Origin of the sequence: Jonquetella anthropi DSM 22815 (genome assembly GCF_000237805.1) — a bacterium.
GTDB classification, from domain to species: Bacteria; Synergistota; Synergistia; order Synergistales; family Dethiosulfovibrionaceae; genus Jonquetella; species Jonquetella anthropi.
This window is the reverse complement of sequence record NZ_CM001376.1, coordinates 1,432,230-1,455,014: the sequence shown is the minus strand read 5'-3', so window position 1 is coordinate 1,455,014 and position 22,785 is coordinate 1,432,230. Positions and strand designations below refer to the sequence as shown.

At 60.5% G+C, this 22,785-nt stretch carries 18 protein-coding genes and 1 CRISPR repeat array; of the genes, 15 read left to right on the top strand and 3 right to left on the bottom strand.

Features of this window, described 5'->3' with window-relative positions; translation table 11 throughout:
* The first annotated feature begins 6 nt into the window (after positions 1–6).
* Positions 7–297 (top strand): CRISPR-associated endonuclease Cas2, encoded by a 291-nt coding sequence (gene cas2, locus JONANDRAFT_RS06775; RefSeq protein ID WP_008519395.1) that lies wholly within the window; start codon positions 7–9, stop codon positions 295–297.
* A 224-nt stretch (positions 298–521) separates the two neighbouring features.
* Positions 522–2,012: direct repeats of the CRISPR family, unit length 32 nt; unit sequence GTCGCGCCCTACACGGGCGCGCGAATTGAAAC.
* A gap of 148 nt (positions 2,013–2,160) precedes the next feature.
* On the opposite strand, the gene JONANDRAFT_RS06770 is transcribed toward cas2, so the two are convergent.
* From JONANDRAFT_RS06770 to JONANDRAFT_RS06760, 3 genes are read right to left on the bottom strand one after another with little or no spacing between them, the layout of a single operon-like run.
* Positions 2,161–7,428 (bottom strand): Ig-like domain-containing alpha-2-macroglobulin family protein, encoded by a 5,268-nt coding sequence (locus JONANDRAFT_RS06770; protein ID WP_008523299.1) that lies wholly within the window; start codon positions 7,426–7,428, stop codon positions 2,161–2,163.
* Between the two features lie 50 nt (positions 7,429–7,478).
* Positions 7,479–8,030 (bottom strand): chromate transporter, encoded by a 552-nt coding sequence (locus JONANDRAFT_RS06765; protein ID WP_008521911.1) that lies wholly within the window; start codon positions 8,028–8,030, stop codon positions 7,479–7,481.
* Positions 8,027–8,605 carry a chromate transporter gene (locus JONANDRAFT_RS06760; RefSeq protein WP_231286755.1) on the bottom strand — a complete coding sequence of 193 codons (579 nt, stop codon included), beginning with the start codon at positions 8,603–8,605 and terminating at the stop codon, positions 8,027–8,029. Before JONANDRAFT_RS06760 ends, JONANDRAFT_RS06765 begins: the two co-directional genes overlap by 4 nt.
* Positions 8,606–8,757: 152 nt before the next feature.
* Here JONANDRAFT_RS06760 and mnmE point away from each other — a divergent pair, with 152 nt between their 5' ends.
* From mnmE to minD, 14 genes are all read left to right on the top strand, one after another.
* Positions 8,758–10,122, top strand: coding sequence for a tRNA uridine-5-carboxymethylaminomethyl(34) synthesis GTPase MnmE (mnmE, locus tag JONANDRAFT_RS06755; RefSeq protein ID WP_008521909.1), 1,365 nt, complete (start codon positions 8,758–8,760; stop codon positions 10,120–10,122).
* 30 nt (positions 10,123–10,152) lie between these two features.
* Entirely contained in the window at positions 10,153–10,788 is a 636-nt protein-coding gene (locus JONANDRAFT_RS06750) for a nitroreductase family protein (RefSeq protein ID WP_008521908.1), read from the top strand.
* A gap of 176 nt (positions 10,789–10,964) precedes the next feature.
* The gene (locus JONANDRAFT_RS06745) at positions 10,965–11,306 is read left to right on the top strand and encodes a LapA family protein (RefSeq protein ID WP_008523297.1); all 342 of its coding nucleotides are present in this window, start codon (positions 10,965–10,967) and stop codon (positions 11,304–11,306) included.
* 63 nt (positions 11,307–11,369) lie between these two features.
* Positions 11,370–13,031 carry a single-stranded-DNA-specific exonuclease RecJ gene (locus tag JONANDRAFT_RS06740; protein ID WP_008521905.1) on the top strand — a complete coding sequence of 554 codons (1,662 nt, stop codon included), beginning with the start codon at positions 11,370–11,372 and terminating at the stop codon, positions 13,029–13,031.
* Positions 13,032–13,062: 31 nt separating this feature from the next.
* Positions 13,063–15,351, top strand: coding sequence for a RelA/SpoT family protein (locus JONANDRAFT_RS06735; protein ID WP_008523296.1), 2,289 nt, complete (start codon positions 13,063–13,065; stop codon positions 15,349–15,351).
* Positions 15,352–15,353: 2 nt separating this feature from the next.
* Complete coding sequence (gene dtd / locus JONANDRAFT_RS06730) at positions 15,354–15,815, top strand: D-aminoacyl-tRNA deacylase (protein WP_008521901.1); 462 nt, start codon at positions 15,354–15,356, stop codon at positions 15,813–15,815.
* A 28-nt stretch (positions 15,816–15,843) separates the two neighbouring features.
* Positions 15,844–16,497, top strand: coding sequence for an MBL fold metallo-hydrolase (locus JONANDRAFT_RS06725; protein ID WP_035786981.1), 654 nt, complete (start codon positions 15,844–15,846; stop codon positions 16,495–16,497).
* 11 nt (positions 16,498–16,508) lie between these two features.
* Positions 16,509–17,183, top strand: a complete 675-nt coding sequence (locus tag JONANDRAFT_RS06720; protein WP_021775927.1) for a JAB domain-containing protein — start codon at positions 16,509–16,511, stop codon at positions 17,181–17,183.
* A 14-nt stretch (positions 17,184–17,197) separates the two neighbouring features.
* Positions 17,198–18,244, top strand: a complete 1,047-nt coding sequence (mreB, locus tag JONANDRAFT_RS06715; RefSeq protein ID WP_008521895.1) for a rod shape-determining protein — start codon at positions 17,198–17,200, stop codon at positions 18,242–18,244.
* Positions 18,245–18,281: 37 nt separating this feature from the next.
* Positions 18,282–19,034 (top strand): rod shape-determining protein MreC, encoded by a 753-nt coding sequence (gene mreC / locus JONANDRAFT_RS06710; RefSeq protein ID WP_008521893.1) that lies wholly within the window; start codon positions 18,282–18,284, stop codon positions 19,032–19,034.
* Positions 19,031–19,498 carry a hypothetical protein gene (locus JONANDRAFT_RS06705; RefSeq protein ID WP_008521891.1) on the top strand — a complete coding sequence of 156 codons (468 nt, stop codon included), beginning with the start codon at positions 19,031–19,033 and terminating at the stop codon, positions 19,496–19,498. The genes mreC and JONANDRAFT_RS06705 overlap by 4 nt, the downstream gene beginning before the upstream one ends.
* Positions 19,485–21,254, top strand: coding sequence for a penicillin-binding protein 2 (gene mrdA, locus JONANDRAFT_RS06700; protein ID WP_008523288.1), 1,770 nt, complete (start codon positions 19,485–19,487; stop codon positions 21,252–21,254). Before JONANDRAFT_RS06705 ends, mrdA begins: the two co-directional genes overlap by 14 nt.
* Positions 21,235–21,903, top strand: a complete 669-nt coding sequence (locus JONANDRAFT_RS06695; RefSeq protein ID WP_008521888.1) for a septum site-determining protein MinC — start codon at positions 21,235–21,237, stop codon at positions 21,901–21,903. The genes mrdA and JONANDRAFT_RS06695 overlap by 20 nt, the downstream gene beginning before the upstream one ends.
* A 73-nt stretch (positions 21,904–21,976) precedes the next feature.
* Positions 21,977–22,780 carry a septum site-determining protein MinD gene (minD, locus tag JONANDRAFT_RS06690; RefSeq protein WP_008521887.1) on the top strand — a complete coding sequence of 268 codons (804 nt, stop codon included), beginning with the start codon at positions 21,977–21,979 and terminating at the stop codon, positions 22,778–22,780.
* The last annotated feature ends 5 nt before the right edge of the window (positions 22,781–22,785 follow it).

Sequence of the window (22,785 nt, the reverse complement as noted above, 5' to 3'; positions counted from 1 at the left end):
GCGGCCATGCTCGTATTGATTACCTATGACGTCAACGTGTGCGGAGAAGGAGGAACGCGTCGGCTGAACCACGTTGCAAAACTTTGCGAAAGCTGGGGCCAGCGCGTGCAATTCTCGGTCTTTGAATGCCTGCTCGAACCAGCTCAGTGGGTTCAGCTCAGAAGGGATCTGCTCAATGAAATTGACATGGAACACGACAGCCTAAGGTTTTACATGCTGGGAGCCAACTGGCAGAGACGGGTAGAAGTTATCGGGGCAAAAAAGAGCTACAACCCGCAGGGGAACCTGATTTTATAGCGCGAACCCTAAGCGGTCAGATCGCCGCGGGAGAATAAAATGCCCGCAGGACTGGCGGTTCTAGGGAGAGTGAAGGGATAAAGAGAAAACAGGGCCGCGCTGTCCTGTCTGCCTGCAAACACAAGCAAAAGACCTCCCCGCAGAATGCCAAAAAGGGCAAAAGAAAAGACGGTCGCGGAAAAGAGGCCGGGAAGTAAGCAACGAAGAGGAACGAAGAAATGCCTGTCGCGCCCTACACGGGCGCGCGAATTGAAACGGCGATTGTCCAGTTGGGGTATTCTCCGACAAGACGTCGCGCCCTACACGGGCGCGCGAATTGAAACTCACAGCTTGGCGCAAACCAGGCATGCCAGCGCTGTCGCGCCCTACACGGGCGCGCGAATTGAAACAGGGTCTCGCTGGTCTCGTGCGTGCGCGAGCTTGGTCGCGCCCTACACGGGCGCGCGAATTGAAACGCGATAGGCGGCCCTTAACTCAACAGCCCTAGGCTTGTCGCGCCCTACACGGGCGCGCGAATTGAAACAAGCATGTGGCGCAAAAACCAACGAGCTTCAGCAGTCGCGCCCTACACGGGCGCGCGAATTGAAACATTTTATTGAATACGCCATAAAAGGCTTCAGGGAAGGTCGCGCCCTACACGGGCGCGCGAATTGAAACCATTAACGGGGCAAACGTAGGGCTGGGCGTCTACAGTCGCGCCCTACACGGGCGCGCGAATTGAAACCCACCGCAAGCTAACAACTCCGCTCCCCGCGGAGGTCGCGCCCTACACGGGCGCGCGAATTGAAACTATGACGAAAGTCTGTCTTTGCAGTCGGATTTGTCGCGCCCTACACGGGCGCGCGAATTGAAACAAATTTTTTGCAAAAAACGTATCGATTTTGCGCAGACGTCGCGCCCTACACGGGCGCGCGAATTGAAACGCTGTGGGGCGGTTATTTTTCCTCCTCTGTCTTCGGTCGCGCCCTACACGGGCGCGCGAATTGAAACACCAACGACCAACGACCTCTTGGGGGGTCGTAGGTCGCGCCCTACACGGGCGCGCGAATTGAAACCATCATGGCTTTGTGTTCCTATGGCTTGAAGTGTGTCGCGCCCTACACGGGCGCGCGAATTGAAACCCCTCGTACATCACCATCACGTGATAATGGGCCTGTCGCGCCCTACACGGGCGCGCGAATTGAAACACCCACGTGCCTTTGACCGTGAAAACCCAGTATTGTCGCGCCCTACACGGGCGCGCGAATTGAAACCATTCGCCTGCAAAAGCTTAGGCAAAGTCTTGCGTCGCGCCCTACACGGGCGCGCGAATTGAAACATCTGTAGGCTCGGCGTAGCCCTCATCTTTTCTTGTCGCGCCCTACACGGGCGCGCGAATTGAAACCGTCTCGGCGCCCGCGTCGTAGGGCAGCGCCGTTGTCGCGCCCTACACGGGCGCGCGAATTGAAACCTTGCTTGATGTCCGATAGCGGCTTGAGCATGGCGTCGCGCCCTACACGGGCGCGCGAATTGAAACCTCGCCAGCGTCAAAGCAGAAACTGCCCGGCGCCGTCGCGCCCTACACGGGCGCGCGAATTGAAACATCGACCAGCAACAAGTTATCCGGGTACTCAACCGTCGCGCCCTACACGGGCGCGCGAATTGAAACACAGTACATTAAGACTCATATCATTAGGCCGTCATGTCGCGCCCTACACGGGCGCGCGAATTGAAACCTAGGCGGACGTATTTACGCTATGGTGGCCCTAGGACGTGTCTGAATTGAAACGATTCATCAAAATTTACGTTGTGCTGTCACTGGCATACAAAGAGAAGAGCCCGGGAAGCATTTGCTTCCCGGGCCCTTCGTTTTTCTTTGATTAGCTACTTGATGACGAGTTTGTCCGCTTTGCCCAGATACCCGATGCCGGGGTTGGCAGGGGATTCGACGGACAGAGGCGGAATGATGAACGTTCCGCGGAAGACTGCCCGGCAGGGGAAGTTCCATCCAAATTCGCCTGTTGCGTTGACGGCGTTCAGGATGACCCGATCAAGCCGTTTGTCAATTCGCAGCGATCCAACGTTCCCCGTTGTTCCTTCGCCCGCCTCGGTCAGTTCAAGTCCGGCGGGAAGGAGCACGCTGGTCCTCAGGTTCGCGCTGTTGCTGTTCGCTTTGACGGTCACGCGGAGAATGACTTCCTGTCCGAGTTTGACGTCTTGGGCGTTGATCTTCTCCCCGTTTTTGTCCGTCAGGGTCAGAGAAGCTTTAATTCCCTTGGCGAACGGAGCAGGCTGGTTCAAGGGTACGCCATGGACCGACCAGCTGTACCAGAGCGTCCCGCCTTGGGCCTTGACGGTCAGGGGGCCGTCCACCGGTCCGGTCCAAGTGACCGGTGAGCCGTTAAAGGTTGCCAGCTCTTTGCCGGTTGAGTCAACGAGCGTTCCGGATGAGGCGGATTCACCGGCGTGTTCCGCAAACGAGGACAGCGCGGCGATCAGCAGGCCGCTGGTCGAGCTGTCAATCCAATACAGCGAGTCTTTTGCCAGAGCGGCGGCGATTGCTTCGGCGTCGTTGCGGGCGTCAGCTCCGCCGGGGGCGATGGCTTCGTGAGCGATCAGCCGAAGGGCTAGGCTCTGAAGCGCAGGCGACCAGCTTTTGTTCGGCTTGTCGACCAGCGAAGGCGCCTTGCCTCCCAAAATGGTTTCGGCTTTGCTCCGGTCGCCGGCCACTGCCCATGCTGCCGACAGGAGAGCTGAGCCATCAGCCGGCAGGGTCTTCTGGTCAATCAGCCAGTTCATCCAACCGAGCGGCGCGTCGCCGCACAGGGCAAGAGCGTAGCAAGCGTAGGCGCGGCCAACGAGGTCAAGCTTTTGAGCCGCGTTGTCTGCCGGAACTTCGTCCGACAGGCTCTGACGAAGGTACCGGGTGCCTTGGGAGATCATGCTCTCGTCGACAGGTACGCCGTGTTCTTTCATGGCGGAAAGCAGGTGGAGGACTTGGGCGGTGGTGTAGATGTCGCCGGAATCATCGCCGCGCCAGTAGCTCCAAGAGCCGTCGTAGTTCTGAAGCGCCTTGAGGAACGTGATCGACGTGTAGAGTTTCCGTGCCAACTCTTCTTCGTTAGTCAGGCTTTCGTCGCCAAGGGCCTGGGGCAGTCCGATGCTGATCCAGCCGAGGGCGATGACTTGCTGAATCCGGGATCCCCAGCCGTCGGTAGCTTCAAGGAGCTTGGTTACGTCAGAGACGGGGCTCCCGCACAGGGTGACGGAAGCGGTGCCGGTTCCGGGGAACCACTCCTGAGGCATCGAGATGTTCGATTCTCCGTCGGTCTTCCCGCCGCCCGAGAGGACGACGTGCGGCCACGCGGGACGCAGCATCGAGGAGACGGTCTGAGAGGCCGACAGGTCGCCCTGGCTGAGTTGAACGGTCAGCTTGGCCGTGCCGGACGACTTCTGCGCGGTGAGTGCAGGCAACTGGACGGTAGCCTGTCCCTTGACGACCTTAACGGTTTGGGCAGGATCGCCGGACGCGTCGAGCAGGGCTTCCGGCTTGACGGTCAGCTGCACAGGGCCGTCTTCCTTGGCGAAGATCTGGTCGGAGATGGTGAACTGGTCCCCAGCGGCGAGGTATCGGGGCAGGGAAACGCTGTTCATCAGAGGACGGGCGACGTTGATCCGTTCGGTCTGACGTCCGACGCCGTCCAAGGCGGCGACGAAGGCTTCAAGTCTGACGCTGCCTTGGAATTCGGGGATGTCAAGCTGAACGTCCGCTTTGCCGTCCTTCATTGGCAGGTCAACTTCCCAGATCGACGTGGGCACGTAGTCTTCAGCTTTGATGGGCGAGTAGACGTCGCCTTCGCACATGGCCATTCGGCAGGATTCTGCATCGCCGCCCGCAGGATGAAGGGCCGGCACGCCCAAGTCGAGTTTGCTCATCAGCTGGTCGTACGTGTCGCAGGTGGAGCCGTCCAGCCGACGCAGCCGGGTGAACCACTTCCAAGGATCTGAGTTGTCGGTGTTGGACATTCCCAAGATGCCCCGGTCAACCAGCGCAATTGTGACGGTCCCGTTGACTGGCTTGCCGTCGGCGCTCTGAGCTTCGATGACGGCGTTGAACGATCCGGGTTCGGTCTCTTCGGGGGCGTTAACTGTGACTTTGAGCAGGGAACTGGTCAAGTCTTTCTTAATTGCGATCGCTCCGAGGGCTCGGTAGGGGCGCTTGCTTCCTTCCGGACGAACGAGAGAGGCGACGCACCAGCCGTTGGGAATTAACCCGTCGGTGGGAACGTCGACGGTCGTCTGAGTGTCGGCCATGTCGAGCGATTTGATAAACAGCGGCTTGTCGGTGCCGGAGCAGAGGATCAGCCGTCCGGCAAAGGGACTCTTGACGGTCAGATGAGCCGATTCGCCGTCCTTGTAGCTTTCCTTGTCGGTTGACAAGGTGAGGTTCTCCGGGCCAGTGAGGGCCGCCGGCTGGGCGCCTTTCCACGCGCAAAGGCGGATCGTCGTTCGGCTTTTGCCACAGGAGAATTCAAGCTGCCATTCGCCCTCGTCGTCGGGGGTGTAGTTGATGGAGCCTTTGCCGTCGACCGATACGGAGGTCGCTTCGGTCTCAACGAGGTTTTCCTGCCACACGCAGCGGCTTCTGCCGTCTTCTGTGACCATGACCCACTCGGAGTCAACGCGCGAGACCTTGACGTCCACTTTGCCTGATGCGGGCTCGCCCTGAGCGTCAACGAGAGCCAGAGGAATGTCGACCGCTACGCCGGGACGAAGATCCGATTCTGGGACAAGCACGCCAACCATGTATTTGTCAGGAAGCAGCGGGACGGATAAGGTTTTGCCGGACCAGCGCCCGCCTTTTTCCTGAACGGACAGGATGAGGTTCAGCTTCATAGGAGCGGCTTCGGGCGACGAGAACGGGGGATCTTCAGGCCACGTCCAAGATCCCTTCCCGTCTTCGTCAAGCGTGTCCTCGGCGAGCCTGTCGGCTTCCGAGGCGATCTTGCGGTAGTTCCACGGTCCGAAGTGATATCCCGGGAGCTGAGGAACGGTCCATTCCATCGGCACGGCGCGGTAGCTCAGCTCCCATTGAAGGTCGGAGCCCGGGGCGCCGAACAGGTAGTCGGACTGGAAGTTGATCGGGGTCTCTTCTCCGGCGACGAGAATGTCGGGAGCGTCAACGAACTTGACCTCAATCTGGGGCGGCCGGAACTCTTCTACTTGGATGGTGCGAACGGTGATGGGCGATTTCGCGCCCGGCGTCTCGAGAACGAGCGAGTACTGTCCCGAGGCCATCGCGTCGGGCAGAGCCGTCTCAAGGGAGGCCGTCCCAAGCTTCGACAGGGTGAACGAGCCGCTGCTCAGTTCGCCGTTAGGGCCCTTCAGGCTCCAGCGAAGCGGGACTTCGGGGACGGGCAGGGCCTGAGCGTTTCTGACAAGGGCCTGGGCCTGCAGCGTCTCGCCCGGCTGCCAGATGTTGCGGGGCAGGATCCAAGTGCCGTCCAGGCTGTCGGTCCATGGAACGCCGTCGGTGTTTATGCCCCGGTCGCTGAGCAGGTCGCCGTCCAAGGGAACGAGCGTGACGTCGTCGTCCTTCTGCAGGACGGCGAGCGACGGCTGGGTATCGTTCGTCCAAGGTTCTTCTGGGACGATGGTGACGAGGCCGTCAGCGTCGGTCGTGCCGGTGCCGACGATCAAGTTTTTGCTCGAGTACACGGTAACCGTTCCGTTCGCCACCGGTTTGGTGTCGGAAATGTGGCTGGCCCACAGGTGGAGTCCCTGACGGTACACTCGGGCGGAAAGGGTCATGTCGCTGATGCACACGAGCTGCCAGACGGTGGAGGAGTAGCTGTCCTCGTCGTTGTTTTCTGCTTTGAGCAGGTACAACCCGTGCGGGTTTTCGTCGAACCATTTCAGGTTCACGGCTCGCGTGACGGGTTTGTTCAGTTCGCCGTTGGTGGAGAACGTTTTGGTGGTCAAAAGCTTGGCCCACTGAACGGCGTCAGAGATGCCCCAGTCGCCTGACCGGGCGGACTGAATGCTGGACAGGACCAGAGGAAGGTTTCTGTCATAAACGCGGTAAGCGGAAATGCTCACGTCTTGAACGTTCGTCGTCTGGATTGGAATACGGGGCTCCTGAGATGGCGAGAGGAAAATGCCCGTGCCGGTGAACTCAATATCTGCGGACAGATCAGGGAAGACAAACGATTTAACGTAGTCCTGCGTCAGGCCTGATTCGCCCCCAAGACCTTTTTTCAGCGTCACGGTGAATCTTGAGCGGGGGACAAACGAGTCGCTTTCCACGTAGAGATAGCCGTACGAGTTGGAAACTCGGAACGGGACGTTCGGCTTAACTTTGATAAAGTTCTTAATGCCGTCGACGTCCACGCGCGTTGTCAGGGAGAAGACGATTCTTCCGCTGTTGGTGTAGGAGTTGTCAATTTCCAGTTGTCTGGTGATTTTGACGTTGTACTCCTCGGTATTGGCCAGTCCAAGGCTGCCGGAGTCCGGCCGGAGACCGGCGGCAAGCGAACAGGTTAAGGCGCTTGCGTCGTCAACGGACTGAGTCGTGACGATCAGATTTTTCTGAGGCTGCTTCGTATCGACGGTGTAGGAAATTTGATTTCCTTCTGAATCCTTAATGGACAAAAAACCGTACAGCCGCTGGGGTGAAATCGGCGCCGAAAAGACGAATTCCAGCGTGCACCGGTTGTCTGATATGCCGATTTGGCTGACTTTTTCGAGTTTTAAAGCCGGAGTGTTGAAAGAAAAGTTCTGCTGGCCGGCGAGAAGCTGTCCCTTGGCGTCCTTAATGCCGCCGGGACCGAAGTCGGCGAAAAACTCGGTTGCTGCTGGGAACTCGGTTTGAGGCGTGAACTGCAGTTTGTTGACGTCCTTCCAGACAGCGTAGCCGTCCACCGTCGGACGAATCCGAAGCGGCGAGGCCATCAGCGGGAACTTCTTCCCGACAGCTAAAGGTGCCACCATTGGATCGGAAAAGACGACGGTGATGGGACGTTTCGGATCGGTGAGTTCTCCCTGAGGGGAGAACGACTTGACCGTCGTCGCGGCCCACCCGACGGCGCCGGCGAGCGTGACTGTCGCCAAGGCTGCCGAGATGGTGTGAATGAATCTGGAGCGTTGAGCCATAATGGACCTCCTTTGTTGATCGATAGGCGCAAAACTTGCTGGGCGCTCAGCTAAAAAAATATTGCAAGCGGCGTGAAACTCGCCGCTAAAGCCGCCAAGGCACAGGCAAAAAGCATGACTTGCGGGTACGAGCGGATAAAGGCGCTTTTCCACCACAGACAGGCCGCGAGCAGCGTCAGCGGCCACAGAACCGGCCGGCCGGCTACCGGACGGGCGATGCTCCACAACGAGGCTACCAGCATGGCCGCGACGACAGGTCTCATAGCCATGCGGACTCGGTCGACCCACAGGGCCGCTTTTCCGGACGCGGTCCGAATGACCCACATGAGGGCTCCGACGACGAGGAGCGGAGCGGCCACGACGCCGGCGGAGCAGGCTATCGAGCCCCACATGCCGCCGAACCGCCAGCCGAGCATGGTCGCCGCGTTGAGGACGATCGGGCCGGGGGTCATCTGGGCCAACGCGGTCACCTCGGCGAACGCGCCGGCGGTCATCCAGCCGTTTTCCAGGACGAACGTCTGGTAGAGAAATGGCAGCGACGCCAGCCCGCCGCCGTAGGTCAGCAGGCCGATGCGGGCGAAGATAAAAAAGAGCCGGATCATTTCTGCGCCCTCCGACGATCCCACTCGTGAAGGACGAGGCTGAGAACCGTTCCTCCGAACAGCGCGTGAATCGGCGGCAGCCCCGCGATCATGGCGGCAGACAGCCCGACGCAGACGAACCAGTTGATTTTCGACCGGGCGACGCTCTTTTTCAGGATGTCAAAAACGATTGACCCCATGAGAATGACGAGTCCGGCCGCCGCGCCGCCGAAAAACGCCGACGTGTGTCCCATTCCCATGTGGGTGAGCAGCCAGCTGGCCAGTACGAGAATGGTGATAAACGGCGGGAGCGCCATGCCGATCACAGCGGCTGCGGCTCCCGCCGCGCCAGCCAGTTCCCAGCCGACCTGAAACGACATGCTGTTGGCCATAGGGCCGGGAGACGAGAGGGACAGGGTGATCATGTCGGTGAGTTTCTCGTCGCTGATTAGCCCCTGGCGGAGCATTTCCTGCTTGATGACGCCGATCATCACGGCGCCGCCGCCGAGGGTTGTGGCGCTGATGCGGAAAATTGTGCGGAAAATTCCCCACGGGCTCAGGGAATTTGTCCGGTCAGATAGTACGTTGCTGGGCATACCGTAACCCCTTTCGTGCCGCAAGCTGCTGGCATACGCCAAATATTCGTCAGTCAGCTCGTTATCTTTCATTATAATACAGATATAATAGGACAAAAGCGAACGTACGGGTGGTTTTACAGCTCAGACCGAAGGAAAGGAGAGTGGGGACGATGTGGGGGGATACCATCGCTGCGATTGCGACGCCATGGGGAGACGGCGGCGTTGCCATCGTTCGCCTGTCGGGGCCTGATTCATGGAGGATTGCCCATGCCCGAGTCATTCTGCCATGCGGGGAAATGACGCCTCGGTACGCTCACAACGGCCAGCTGACCGACGAGTGGGGACAGACGATTGATCACGTGCTGGTCTTGCCCTTCAAGGCCCCTCGAAGCTATACCGGCGAGGACGTGGTTGAAATTCACTGCCACGGCGGCAGCCTCCTTGCCCAGCGGTGTCTGGAGCTGGTCATTTCCGCCGGAGCCAGACAAGCCCTGCCGGGCGAGTTTACCCGCCGGGCGTTTGAAAACGGCCGGCTTGACTTGAGCCAAGCTGAAGCGGTCGCCGCGCTGATTCACGCCCGCAGCAACGAGGCCCTCCGGGCGGCGAACCGAACCCTGTCGGGCGAACTGACCGAACAGGTGAAGGACCTGCGGGACGGCTTGATCTCGCTCGCCGCAGAGGTCGAAGTTGGCCTCGACTTTCCCGATGAGGACGTCCCGCTGGTCGATGACGGGACGCTGGCCGAGCGGATGGAAGTGCTTCGGTCCCTGCTGGCCGATTTAAAGGACCGCTGTGCGTCCGGCGTGATTCTGCGCGAAGGCGTCAGGGTCGCGCTGGTCGGCCGTCCGAACGCCGGCAAGTCGTCGCTGCTCAACGCGCTTCTTAAGGAGTCCCGATCAATCGTCACGTCCGTGCCGGGGACAACCCGGGACATCGTCGAAGCTGTCCTGACGTATCGGGGCGTCCCGCTGCGGCTGGTTGACACCGCCGGCATGGGAGAGCCGAGCCATGACGAGGTGGAGCTTCTCGGCGTCGAGCGGGCGAAAAAGGCCATGAAGAGCGCGGACGTTCGCGTCTGGATTATCGACGGATCCAGGCCGGCTGACGACCTTGACATGAAGCTGATCGCCGACGCCGCGGCCGGTTCCCACGTGCTCGTCATTTCTAAATCCGACTTGGAGCGGAAGTTCGACGAGAAGGAGCTGGCCGAGCAGTTTCCCGACAGTCCGCTAGTCGTCCTGTCGGCGAAAAAAGGCGCGGGGCTCGACGAGCTCAAAGAGGCGATCGTGTCGCTGGCCTACGGCAATAAGTCGGTAGACGACAGCTTAAACGCCAGCGTTCGCCAGGTCGGCGAGCTGAAGGCCGCGTCGGAGAGCCTAGAGGACGGTCGATTGGCGCTTGAGTCCGGGCTGGGACAAGGGGCGGTCGCCTCCTGTCTGGCCGACGCGAAGCGCGCGTTGGACCGCCTGTTAGGGCTGGAAAACGACCAATCCCTGCTGGATGAGATCTTCAGCCGATTCTGTGTCGGCAAGTGACCGGCCGGAAATCTGAAACATCATGTTATAATGTTAGAAGACAGAAAAAAGGTGAGGTGGTCTCTCTTGGAGAAGAAGGCTCGTACCAGCTACCCGATTAACGACCTCATCGCCAGACGTTGGAGTCCCCGAGCGTTTGATCCGACGAAAGCGCCGGGCAAGGAGTTTATCCTTTCGCTCCTTGAGGCGAGCCGTTGGGCTCCGTCGGCTTATAACGCCCAGCCGTGGCGGTTCATCGTGGCGTCTCGGGCGCACCCTGATGAGTTCCAGCGGCTGTTGGACTGTCTCGTCCCGCAGAACGCCGCTTGGGCGAAGGACGCCAGCCTGCTGTTGGTTGCTCTGGCGGACACGGTGTTTGAGCATAACGGCAAGCCAAACCCGACGGCCCAGTTTGACTTGGGGCTCGCGGTTCAGAACCTCCTGCTGGAGACGACGTCGAAGGGCATGTTTGGGCACGTCATGTCCGGCTTTGATCATCAGCGGGTCATCGACACCTTCAAGGTGCCTGAGACCGTCATCCCGGTGGCCATGATCGCGCTGGGCTTCCCCGGCAAGGTGGACGCCCTGCCGAAGGAGCTTCAGGAAGCCGAAGCGTCCCTTCGGGAGCGCAAGCAGGTGTACGAGTTTACCTGCCGGAATACCTGGGGAGACAACCGGGGCATCTGAATAAACAGCGTCGGGCCGGCGGCACATTTCGGTGGCCCGTATCACGAGGGTTTTCGGCAGGACATGCCGGAAACCCTCGCGTCGTTTCAAGGCGCGCTTCGAGGGGACACGGTTATCCCGTCATGATAAAATAAAACGATACATTCAGCTGCTCGGACGAAAAGAAGGTGATCGGCGTGAAAAGCTACGGAATTGGCTTAGGGCTGACCGCTGTTTTGGCGGCGATTTTCGCGGTTCAGAACCCGGACATGATCTCGGTTCGGTGGCTGGCGTGGGAATTTGCCCTGCCGCAGGGGCTGTGGGAGGTCCTCATGTTTGGCCTCGGTGTCCTGCTGATGGGCGTTTTCGCCGTTGTCGCCGGTTGGGAAAATAGATATCGGGTCGCCCGGGAGCTCTCTCGGAGCAAGCTGCGGATCGCCGCCCTCGAGAAGGAGCGGGAAGCCCTGCTCTCGGCGGCTCAGGCGGCCGGGACGACCGAAGAAGAGATCAACTTCATCGAAGGCGGCCTGAAGGTTTAACTGGGACAAAGACTTTCGCTTAAACTGGCAGCAGACGTGCCGAAATAGAAAAGGGGAAAATCATTGATCGCCACCTGTACGATTGAAGAATTAGACCTGTTCAGACCCGAGCCGGGCGGGGAAACCCGAGCCCGCGGGCTCGGGTGTTCGCCCCTCTGCGTGGCGGTCCTTGAGAGCCGGGGCGTGGCGGCAGATCAGATCCCGCAGTTTTTACGCCAACAGCCGTTGGTGGATCAGCTGGGCTCGCTCAACTTGGGATCCGGCGCGGCTCGGGCGGCGTCAAAGTGGTCCGACGCCCTTCGCGGCAAGTCGGTGCTGGTATACGGCGACTACGACGTGGACGGCGTGTCGTCAACCGTCTTGGCCATGGCTCTGGCTCAGATGAGCGGCGCGGCTCGGACGTACTACTACATTCCCCGCCGGTCAACTGAAGGCTACGGCCTTCACTGCGAGGGCATCCGCATGGCGGCGCAGTCCGGAATCCAGACGGTGATCGTGACCGACTGCGGTTCCCGCGACCGCAGCGAGGTCGCTCTTGCCAAGGAATCCGGGATGGACGTGCTGATATTCGACCACCATCTGGTGGACGGAGAGCTCGCCGAGGCAGACGCGCTCGTGAACCCCCAGATTGACGGCGACGGAGAGGCTCGGACGCTTTGCGCAACCGGCGTTTTATGGTGTTGGGCCGCCCAATCCGGGCTGTTTCCGAAAGAATCGCTGCTCGAACTGGTTCAGCTGGCCGGTCTGGCAACCATCGCCGACTGCATGCCGTTGGAATTTCTTAACCGAGAGCTGATCCGTCAGGGGCTCGATTCAATGCGCCGCCGCCCGTTTGGAGGTCTCGGGCGGCTCATCTCGGCGCTGCGGCTCGAGGGAGCGTCGCTGGACGAGCGGGATCTGGCCATGAGGCTGATTCCCAGCCTAAACGCCGCCGGGCGTCTCGGCGCGGCTGATTTGGCGGTCAACGTGGTCGCCCAACTGGGCGACGCGGAACAGAACGTCGACAGCCTCATGAAGGTCAACCAGCGCCGCCGGGACCTGTCGAGCCAGATAGCCGACAGCCTGTCAAAACAGCTGGATACCGACTGTTCGACGCAGGTCTTCTTCAACCCGTCGTGGCCTGTAGGCATCTTAAGCGGCATCGCCAGCCGGCTCTGTCACGAACGGCGGCAGGGGTTTGCCCTAGCGGCGTCGACGCAGCGGGGCGTCAGGGGCACGCTGCGCGTGCCCGAAGGGGCTAACGCGGTCGAGTTGTTAAAACAGCTTTCCGATAAGTTGGACGATTGGGGCGGCCATCAGTACGCGGCCGGTTTTTCCGTCTCAGCGGCCCAGTGGCCGAAAGTGGCCTTGGGGTTGAACAAACTGCTGTCTCAGGTCCAGCCGGTAGCCGAGCGGCACGAGGCCATCCTGTATGACCCGCTTCGCATCGAGATGGACGACTTGGGCGACTTGGCCAAACTCGGCCCGTTCGGGAACGGCAATCCGGCGCCGTCGTTTTTTGTGCCGAGCTGTGCCGACGAGGTGTATGAGCCTCTCGGCAAGGACGGGCGTCACCTGACGGTGAACTGTCGGGGGGCTCGGCTTCTGGCGTTCGGCGGCGCCCGACAGATTGACGACGCGCCGGGAATCGCCGGCTGGATTTACCAGCCGAGGATCAACGTCTGGCGGGGACGTCGGAACGTCCAGTTCGTGGTGGATAAGATCGTTTTGGGCCGCGGCGCCTGATCGGCCCAAAGACGGGAAGGGGGCGTGAGTGATGACGGTGACGCAGGAAACGACCGGAACACCAGTTCCTCAGGAGATGACCGCCGCGGGCAAAAGAGAGCTGAACAGCCTGCGGGACAGCTACATCGGGCGGCTGCCGGCCACTCAGAGCTCCGCCACCGTCACGTATGCTTGGCGGGAGCTGTGGTCGAAAATATCCCGCTACCTGAATCGGGACGAGCTGAAAGGCGTCGGCGAGGCGTTTGTCTTCGCCGCGGGGGCTCACGGCGAGCAGATGCGTATGGGCGGCGAGCCGTACATCATTCACCCCGTCTTTGCCGCGTCAATACTCGCCGACATGAAGCTGGACGTGGCTACGCTGCAGGCAGCCCTGCTTCACGACGTGCTGGAGGACACCGAGTGCACCGCTGAACAAATGCGGGAACGCTTCGGCGAAGTTGTCACCACGCTGGTCGACGGGGTAACCAAGCTCGGCAAGCTCCCGTTCAAGACGTTTGAGGACTATCAGGCGGAAAACCTTCGGAAGATGTTCCTGGTCATGGCCAAGGACATTCGGGTCGTGCTCATCAAGCTGGCCGACCGAACTCACAACATGCGCAGTCTCGGCGCGATGCGCCGGGACAAGCAGATAAGGACCGCCAAGGAAACTCTTGAGATCTACGCGCCACTGGCGCACCGTCTGGGTATTTACCAGATGAAGCGGACGCTTGAGGACCTGGCGTTCAAGTACTACGACCCCGAGATGTACTACGAGATCAAGAGCAAGGTTAAAAAGCGGCTTCCCGAGCGGGAAGCGGTCGTCGAGCAGGCGTTGGAGATCCTTCAGGCCCGGCTGGACGAGATGGGAATTAAGAATTCCATCAAGGGGCGGGCCAAGCACTTTTACAGCATTTACGAGAAGATGAACCGCAAGAAGCTCTCCATTGACCAGCTATACGACCTGCTGGCTCTGCGGGTCATCGTGGAGGACGTGGCGCAGTGCTACTCCGTCCTGGGCGTAGTTCATACCATTTGGAAGCCTATCCCAGGCCAGTTCGACGACTACATCGCCAACCCGAAGAACAACATGTATCAGTCGCTTCACACCACCGTTCTGGGGCCATCGGGCGAGCCTCTTGAGGTCCAGATTCGGACGTGGGCCATGCACTGGCGGGCTGAGTACGGCGTCGCCGCCCACTGGCGGTACAAAGAGGGCGACAGCCACGTCGATGACTTGGACAGCAAGCTGGAGTGGATTCGCCGGGCTTTGGAAGGCAGCGACGAGACCAACTCCGAAGAGTTCATGGAGCGGCTGAAGGACGACGTCCTCACCAGCGACGTGTTCGTTTTTACGCCGGAAGGGGACGTGAAAAATCTCCCCCGAGGCTCGACGGTCGTCGACTTCGCGTTCTCGGTTCACACTCAGGTAGGAGAGCAATACGTTGGGGCGATGGTCAACAACCGCATCGTGCCGGCCGACTACGAGCTTCACAACGGCGACATCGTCAAAATCATGACGTCGTCCAGCGCCAAGCCGTCCCGCGACTGGCTGCGGTTCGTCAAAAGCAGCAAGGCCAAGAGCAAAATTCGGGCGTACTTCAAACGGTTGGACAGCTTAGCCAGAGAAGACGACGTCTCGCGCGGCAAAGAGCTTCTGGAAAGGGAACTGCGGGCCCGGTTGGGAGACGCCTTCACGTCGCTGGAGGCCCTCTCGACGTCGATGAACCGGGTTGCCCGAGACCTAGGGCTGTCCAATTACGACGACCTGTACTTCGCTCTCGGCTCCGGAAAGCTGAACACATCTCAGACTGCCGGGCGAATTGCCGAGGCGGCCAATCACAGTGAGGCTGAAGAGCAGCCCTCGGCTACTGAGGGGCCTCACAAACTTCGCAACAAGTCGGACAGCGACATCGTTGTCGGGGGAACAGGGGGAATACAGATCTCCTTGGCCCAGTGTTGCTGTCCTGTGCCAGGGGACGATATCGTCGGGTTCGTGACGAAGATCCGCGGAATCATGGTTCACCGCTCGGACTGCGAGCGCATCGCCGATGTTGTTGACGAACGCCGGGTTCGGGTTGCTTGGGGTGACACGTCCCGAAAACAGTATCAGGCTCAGATCGTCATCGACGCTGTCGACCGGTCGGGGCTTTTCGCCGATGTAGCGCGGGTCTGCGCCAACAGCGAGGCGAACATCAACTCAGTCCGCGCCACTCAGATTGGCGTCGCCGCAGGGCACGCCAGAATGAAAATGGAAGTTATGGTCAGGGACGTGGAGCACCTTTACTCGCTCATCGCAAAACTTGGCGGGGTGCGGAACGTCATTGACGTGAAAAGGGGATAAATATGAGAGCTGTCGTTCAGAGGGTAAAAAGCTGTTCGGTCAGTTCAGAAGGAACCCTCTGCGGGCGCATTGGCCCGGGGCTGTGCGTCCTTCTGGGAGTTAAAGACGGCGATGGGCCGGAGGACGTCCAGTGGCTGGCCGATAAGGTAGCAGACCTTCGGATTTTTGAGGACGAGGACGGCAAAATGAACCGGTCCCTTCTTGATCTCGGCGGCCAGATGCTCGTCGTCTCGCAGTTCACGCTGTACGGCGACTGCCGAAAAGGGCGCCGTCCGTCTTTTGTCAAGGCTGCGCCGCCCGACGAGGCCGACAAACTGTACGAAGGGTTTGTGGCCCGCCTGAGGGGAAAGGGTATTCAGGTCGAAACCGGCGTGTTCAGGACGCACATGGTTGTAGCGATAGAAAACGACGGGCCGGTGACTTTAATAGTCGACTCGCCGTCAAAGGCTGAGGCGCCGGCTTAAACCGGTTCGGGACAAACGGCAATAAGAGATGCGCGAAGGAGAGAAAACAGCGGTGTTCGACTACAAGCGAATTCCTCTCGGCCCACTGTGGACGAATAGCTATACTTTTGACGACGGCAACGGGACGGCGTTTTGCGTTGACCCGGGCGGAGATCCGGCTGACGTGGTGGAGTTTTTGCAGAACCGACGGCTGAAGCTCGGCGCTATCCTGCTCACCCACGGGCATATGGACCACTGTTTGGGGGTAGCTGATCTGGTGGAGGCGACAGGGGCGCCAGTTTACATGGCCCGCGGCGACTTGAACATGACAAAGGACAACTGGGCCAATCTGGCGGTCGAGTTTGGCAGAGAAGTGCCGCCGTACGAGCCGTCCAAGCTCCTTGACGAGGGCGACACGTTCAGCGTGGGGCGCTTTTCCTTGACCGTGCTGCTCACGCCTGGCCACACGCCCGGCAGCTGCTGCTACATCGTCGAGAAGGACGGCGAAAAACTGCTGATCTCGGGCGACACCCTGTTCGCCCGAAGCATCGGCCGGTCGGACCTGCGGGGCGGCGACAGCGAGGCGCTCGCGAGGTCGTTGGCGCGGCTCAAAGAGCTGAAAGGGGACCTTCCTGTTTTGCCGGGGCACGGGCCGGAAACGAGCTTGGACAGAGAGCGCCAGCTCAACCCGTTTCTCCAGTGACGGCAGGAGGCGTGAAACTCAAGCAGCTTCCCCAGTCTTCTCGACCGCGGGAGCGGCTCTGCCGTCTCGGGGCGTCCGGCCTGTCCGACGTGGAGCTGCTGGCCGTGCTGCTTCGGACCGGAACGGCCGCTCAGGGAGTTCTTGAACTGGCCGGCTCGCTGCTGGCTGAGTTTGGAGGGCTTCGGGCAATGGCGCAGGCCAGCCCGTCGGAGCTCGTCCAGTCTATCGGCGGCATGGGCGAGGCCAAAGCGGCCGCTTTGTTGGCTGCTTTTGAGCTGGGACGTCGGTCGTCGAACGAACAGGAAGGCCTTCCCCCGCTGAAAGCGTGGCTCGCCGATTGGGCGTGCCAGCTGAGGCCGGAAGCCCGTGAGTTCGTGGTGGCCGGTTTCTTTGACGACCAAGACCGCCTGTTGGGAGACGAGAGGCTTTCTTACGGCGGCCCGGACGGCGCGGCCCTCGACATGCCGTACTTGCTTCGCCGGGCGGTTCGCCTTGACTGTAGGGGCGTGGCTCTGCTTCATAATCACCCGGACGGGGTGTCTGAGCCAAGCATGGAAGACCGGAAACTGACAGACTATTTAGCCTGCCGGTTGGAACTGTTAAACATTCGGTTTATAGGACATTTTCTCATCGTCGGTGGTCGTGTGAGCGTTGTATCAGGAAGCTCGCGGCGCGATGAGCGATAAGGAGGCGGCGTGACGTGGGTTTTCTGAAAAAGAGCATCGGCCAAGGAATAGGGATTGACCTAGGAACGTCGAATATCGTGGTGTATCAGAGCGACCAGGGGATCGTCTTCGACGAGCCGTCGGCGGTGGCCGTCCGCAAGATGCCTCAGGGCGGCAGGGAAATTATCGCCTACGGCCACGAGGCCAAGGCGATGGAAGGCAAGACGCCTCAGGGCGTTACGGTCATTCGGCCCCTTCGGGACGGCGTGATCGCCAACTACGACATGACCGAAGCGGTCCTCAAACACTATTTGAGCAAAATAACAAGCGAGAGCCGTTTTTCCCGCCCGCTGGTTGTCGTCTCGGTGCCGGCCAAGGTGACCGAGGTGGAGCGCCGGGCCGTCCTCGACGCGGCGATTGGCGCCGGGGCAAAAGAGTCGTACATCATCGACGAGCCGATCGCGGCCGCTTTGGGGGCCGGTCTGCCGATTGCCGCGCCGCAGGGCAACATGGTGCTTGATATCGGTGGCGGCACCAGTGAGGTGGCTGTCATTTCCTTGGACGGCATCGTGGTGACCAACTCGCTTCGCTCGGCCGGCAAGGAGATGGACGAGGCGATCGTGAGCATGTTCCGCCAGAAGCGGGCTCTGCTCATCGGCGAAGGAACGGCCGAGACGATTAAGGAGACGATTGGCTCCGCGGTGACCCTCGACGAAGAGCTGACGATGGAAGTGAAGGGCCGGGATTTGGCCGACGGGCTTCCAAAGGCCGAAATCGTCACGTCGCTGGAAATCAGAGAGGTCCTTCTGCCGCTCATCAGCCGGATAGAGGACATGGTCAAGGTGGCCTTGGAACAGACGCCGCCGGAGCTGGCTAAGGACATTGTCGATCACGGCATCGTGCTGGTCGGCGGCGCTTCCCAGCTGCGCGGCCTGCCGGAACGGCTGACTAAGTCGCTGAACGCGCCGGTATTTTTGGCGGAAAACGCGATTCACGCGGTCGCGCTGGGCATTGGCAGGGCGCTGGAAGACATGGACCGGATGAGACATCTGCTCACGACGGTTCAGAAGCGAAACCGCTAAGGACTTCGGCGTGATCTCCGGAGACAGAAGACGGGAAATGACCTGTGCCCTGAGCCTTGCGGCTGCAGGGCTTGTGTTGTTGTTTTCCCTCATTCGGACGCCGGAGTTGAAATTTGCCATGGCTTGGACGGCCAGAATGCTGGCGCCGGCCGAGTGGCCTGCTCGGATGATTTCTCGTGGCTTTCGGGCTGGATTCGAGTGGGCAGCGGATCGGCAGGAGCTTTTGGCGGCCATTGAGGATTTAAAGGCCAGGGAACGGCGTCTCTCCGCTGACTTGGCGCTGAGCAAAGAGCTGGACGTTCGGCAGGCCGTGAGCGACCGCGGCGAGTTTGTCATCGACTTTCGCGACCCTCAGGCGTGGTGGGACGAAGTCCGCCTCGACATGGCGGGACAACCCTCGCCGCAGAAAGGGAGCCCGGCGGTTAAGGACGCCGGACTGGTCGGGCTGGTGACGGATTCGGCGCAGGGGCGGACTTGGGTGCGGCTCATCACGAGCGCCGACTCGTACGTTCCTGTGGTCGCGGAAGAGGCCCGGGACGTCGGGGTGGCAGTCGGAGACGGAAACGGTCGAGTGTGGCTCCGCTACGTCGCCCCGTCAGTAACGCTTCAAAAGGGCGAGCGGATTGTCACGTCGATTGGCGCTGGCGGACTGATGCCCGGAGTGCTCGTTGGGGTTCTGACGGGAAACGTCGAGCGGCCCTCGCCTGACCTGATCGACTACGAGATCGCTCCGGCAGCGCCGCTGTCGCGCCTTCAAAGCCTCGGCTTTTTGGAGAAAGGGCAGAAATGACTCTGGTTCTTCTTGTTGGAACATGGTACCTGCAGGATCTGATACAGGTGCTCGTCGGAGCAGGCCTGCTCGCGCCTGAGCTGTTTTTTATGGCGCTGAACGGCGTTGGGACAAAGCGGTTCGACGTCCCTTGCGTTTGGTACCTGCTGCCGGCCCTTGGCGGTCTTCTGCTTGACTTTCGCTGGAGCGGGATGCCTGGGCTGACCGCTGCCGTTTTTGTGATGGCCCATTGGGCGTTTCGGCTGTTCTGGTTTGATCTGCCCCGGGACGGACGGACCGGCGGCGCGTTCGTCGTAAGCAACTGGGTTCTCATGTCGATAATCAGCTGTATTCGGCTCGTGCTGCTGCCGCGGTCTTTAGGGGCGCTGAACTGGCTGGCCGTGTACCTGTTTCAGATGGTTCTGACCGTTCCGGCCTTTTTGGCCGCGTGGTCGTACAGAACTTGGAACGATGAAGACCTCTAGATCTGAAATTCGTCCCCGGGTTGACTCCCGAGTGTTGGTGATCCGCTGGCTGATCGTCTGCAGTATCTTGTTTCTGGTAGGCGGGCTGTTCTTTTTTCAGATACGGAACGCGGATCGATACGTTCAGCTGGCGATGAACAACCGGCTTCGAGTCATCCGCATTCCTCGGGTACGGGGACAAATTTTCGACCGACAGGGCCGGCCTTTAGCCGTCAACGTGACGGTATTCGACGTGATGGCCTACCCGGTTGACCTGACCGAAGAGTCTAAGGCGCGGTTCCTCGAGGCGGTTAACCGTCAGGGGATCCCGCTTTCCTCAGAAGAGCTTTCCGCCGGGATCAGCCGGCGATTCTGGGCGCCCTACCGGGCCGTCGCGGTCGTCTCCGGCCTGACGATGACCCAAATGACGTCCCTGCTCAACGACCCGTCGTTTCCATCCGGATTTTTCCCGCTGCCTCGACAGAGGCGCGATTACCCGGCAGGGCCGCTGACGGCCCACGTTGTGGGGCAGGTTGGCGAGATTTCTGAAGGAGAGCTGGCCTCATCCGGCGGCGAGTACGCTGGCGGCGACGTGATCGGCAAGACCGGCGTGGAAAAATACTACGAGACTCTTCTGCGCGGGGATCCGGGAGAGAGGGCGCTTCAGGTTGACGCCCGCGGACGGCCGCGGGGCGATTTAGACAAAAAAGATCCTGTCAGGGGGGGAGATATCCACCTGACTATTGACTTGGCGATTCAGAAAAAGGCCGCGGCTTTAATGGGAGACTTCCGCGGCGCTGCGATTGCCTTGGACGTCAAAACTGGGGAAGTCTTGGCGATATACTCTTCGCCGTCATACGACCCGAACCCGTTGGCTTGGGGGATCTCTTCGGCCGAGTGGGGGCCTCTTCAGGAAGACCCGCGGCACCCGATGATCAACCGAGCCGTTTCGGCTCAGTACTCGCCCGGTTCCTGCTGGAAGGCGTTTACCGGGTATGCGGCGCTCGAGTGCGGCGCTGTGACGACGAAGACGCAAATAACCTGCACGGGCAGCTACAAGTTGAGCAACCAAACGTTTCGGTGCTGGCGCCGGTGGGGACACGGGCAGGAGGATATTATTCGCGCGCTGCGCGACTCCTGCGACGTGTTTTTCTACACCACGAGCCAGCTGGTGGGCATCGACCGGTATCTGTCGTTAGGCCGGCGTCTCGGGTTGGACGGCCCGCTGGGGATCGACCTGCCGGGGGAGAGCCGGGGCAATCTGGCCGGTCCGGAGTGGAAAAAAGGGAAAGGGCTGGGGGCGTGGTTCAAAGGTGACACAGTGAACTACTCTATCGGCCAAGGGTATCTGCTCCTGACGCCGCTCCAGATGGTCAACCTTTTTGCCACGATCGCCAACGGAGGAACCGTTATTCAGCCTCACGTGAATAAGGATTTAAAGCCTCTGCGCCGGGATCCTCACCTGAACGGGAACTGCCTGTCGATCATCAGAAAAGGGCTCAAGGCAGTCGTCGCTCCCGGCGGAACCGGGTGGCGCGCCGGGACGTGGGGCGTTTCGGTGGCTGGGAAGACCGGCACGGTTCAGAACTCCCACGGCGACGACCACGCGGTTTTTATCGGGTACGCTCCGGCTGACGCTCCTCGGTACGCGGTCATTTATTATTTGGAAGCGGGCAAGGGCGGCGGCAAGGAGGCTGCGCCGATGGTCGGACAGCTGTTGGCATTTTTGCTGGAACAGGACGAAGGGACGAAGGAAAATGACAGAGCAAAAAACTGACGTAATGCTCAGAGGGCGGGGCGCCATACTGCAGGTTTCGTTCCCGTCCGGACTGCCGACCGTATCGGACGTAGGCAAGAGCCTGAAAGACGCCGGCCAAACTGCCCGAGGCATTCCGCTGGTTTTCGATTTTGGGGATTTGGAAGTGAGCCGTCACTGGATTCTCCACCTCCTGACGGACGTGGTGGAAATTCAGGATCTGATTGTCAAGGGCTGGGAGTCGTCCAACGACGTGACCCGTCAGGTGCTGTCCAACTTGGGATTGGCGGACGAGGCATCACATCGGCCCATGGTGACCGACAGCACGACGGCCATTCTCTCCCATCCGCTTCGGTCCGGCCAATCGTTTCAGCACGACGGCGACGTCATTCTGGTGGGGAACCTGCACGACGGGGCGGAAATTCAGGCGACCGGCTCGGTCTGCATCCTAGGAACGCTGAAAGGGCTTGTGCATGCCGGCTACGGCGGAGATAATGAGGCTACGGTCATCGCGATGAGCTACATGGCCAACCACATTCGGATCGGCACGACCGTCAGCGTGACAAAAGACCCGGCCGACTGCCCGTGGTGGGGTCGGCCCGTGTCCATAGCGCTGAGAAACGGCGTGTTCGTCGCCAAGGAACTGAGGATCGACACCAACAACGCGTAAAACGAACAGCCCGCGGGAGCTGTCTATCGGTCAAAAAACCGCGCAATAGCGGACAGACGACAGGAGGAACACCATGTCAGCACGAGTGATCGTCGTTACTTCGGGGAAAGGCGGCGTGGGCAAGACCACGACGACCGCCAACGTTTCCATGGCTTTGGCTCGAAAGGGCAAAAAAGTCGTCGTGGTGGACGGGGACATCGGACTTCGCAACCTCGACGTGATTTTGGGGCTGGAAAATCGGATCGTCTACAATCTGGTGGACGTCATCGAGGGCAACTGCAGCCTCAAAGCGGCGCTGATTCGGGATAAGCGCGTTGAAGGCCTGACGCTGCTGCCGGCGGCTCAGACCCGCACGAAGGACTGCGTGACCGCCGACCAGATGAAAGACCTGTGCGAGCAGCTCAAGCCCGATTTTGACTTCATCATTCTCGACAGCCCGGCTGGCATCGAGTCAGGGTTCCGCAACGCGTCTGCCGGAGCTGATGAGGCTCTGGTTGTGACCACGCCCGACGTGTCGGCGGTTCGAGACGCGGATCGGATCATCGGCATGCTGGAGTCTCAGGGCAAGAGTTCTATTCGGCTGGTGGTCAACCGCCTGCGGCCCGGCATGGTTCAAAGCGGCGAGATGCTCAGCGTGGACGACGTGCTGGACATCCTGTCGGTCAAGCTGATCGGCATCGTCCCCGAAGACGACTCGGTCGTCGTGTCCTCCAACCGGGGCGAGCCTCTGACCCTTTCCCCGTCGTCGTACGCCGGCATGGCGTTCGACAATATCGCCCGCCGGATCCTCGGCGAGGAAGTTCCCTTCATCGACGTGAACAGCCTGCACAAGGGCGGTTTCCTGTCGTCGCTGCTGAAGTTCTTCAAGCGTTCGTAGGAGGT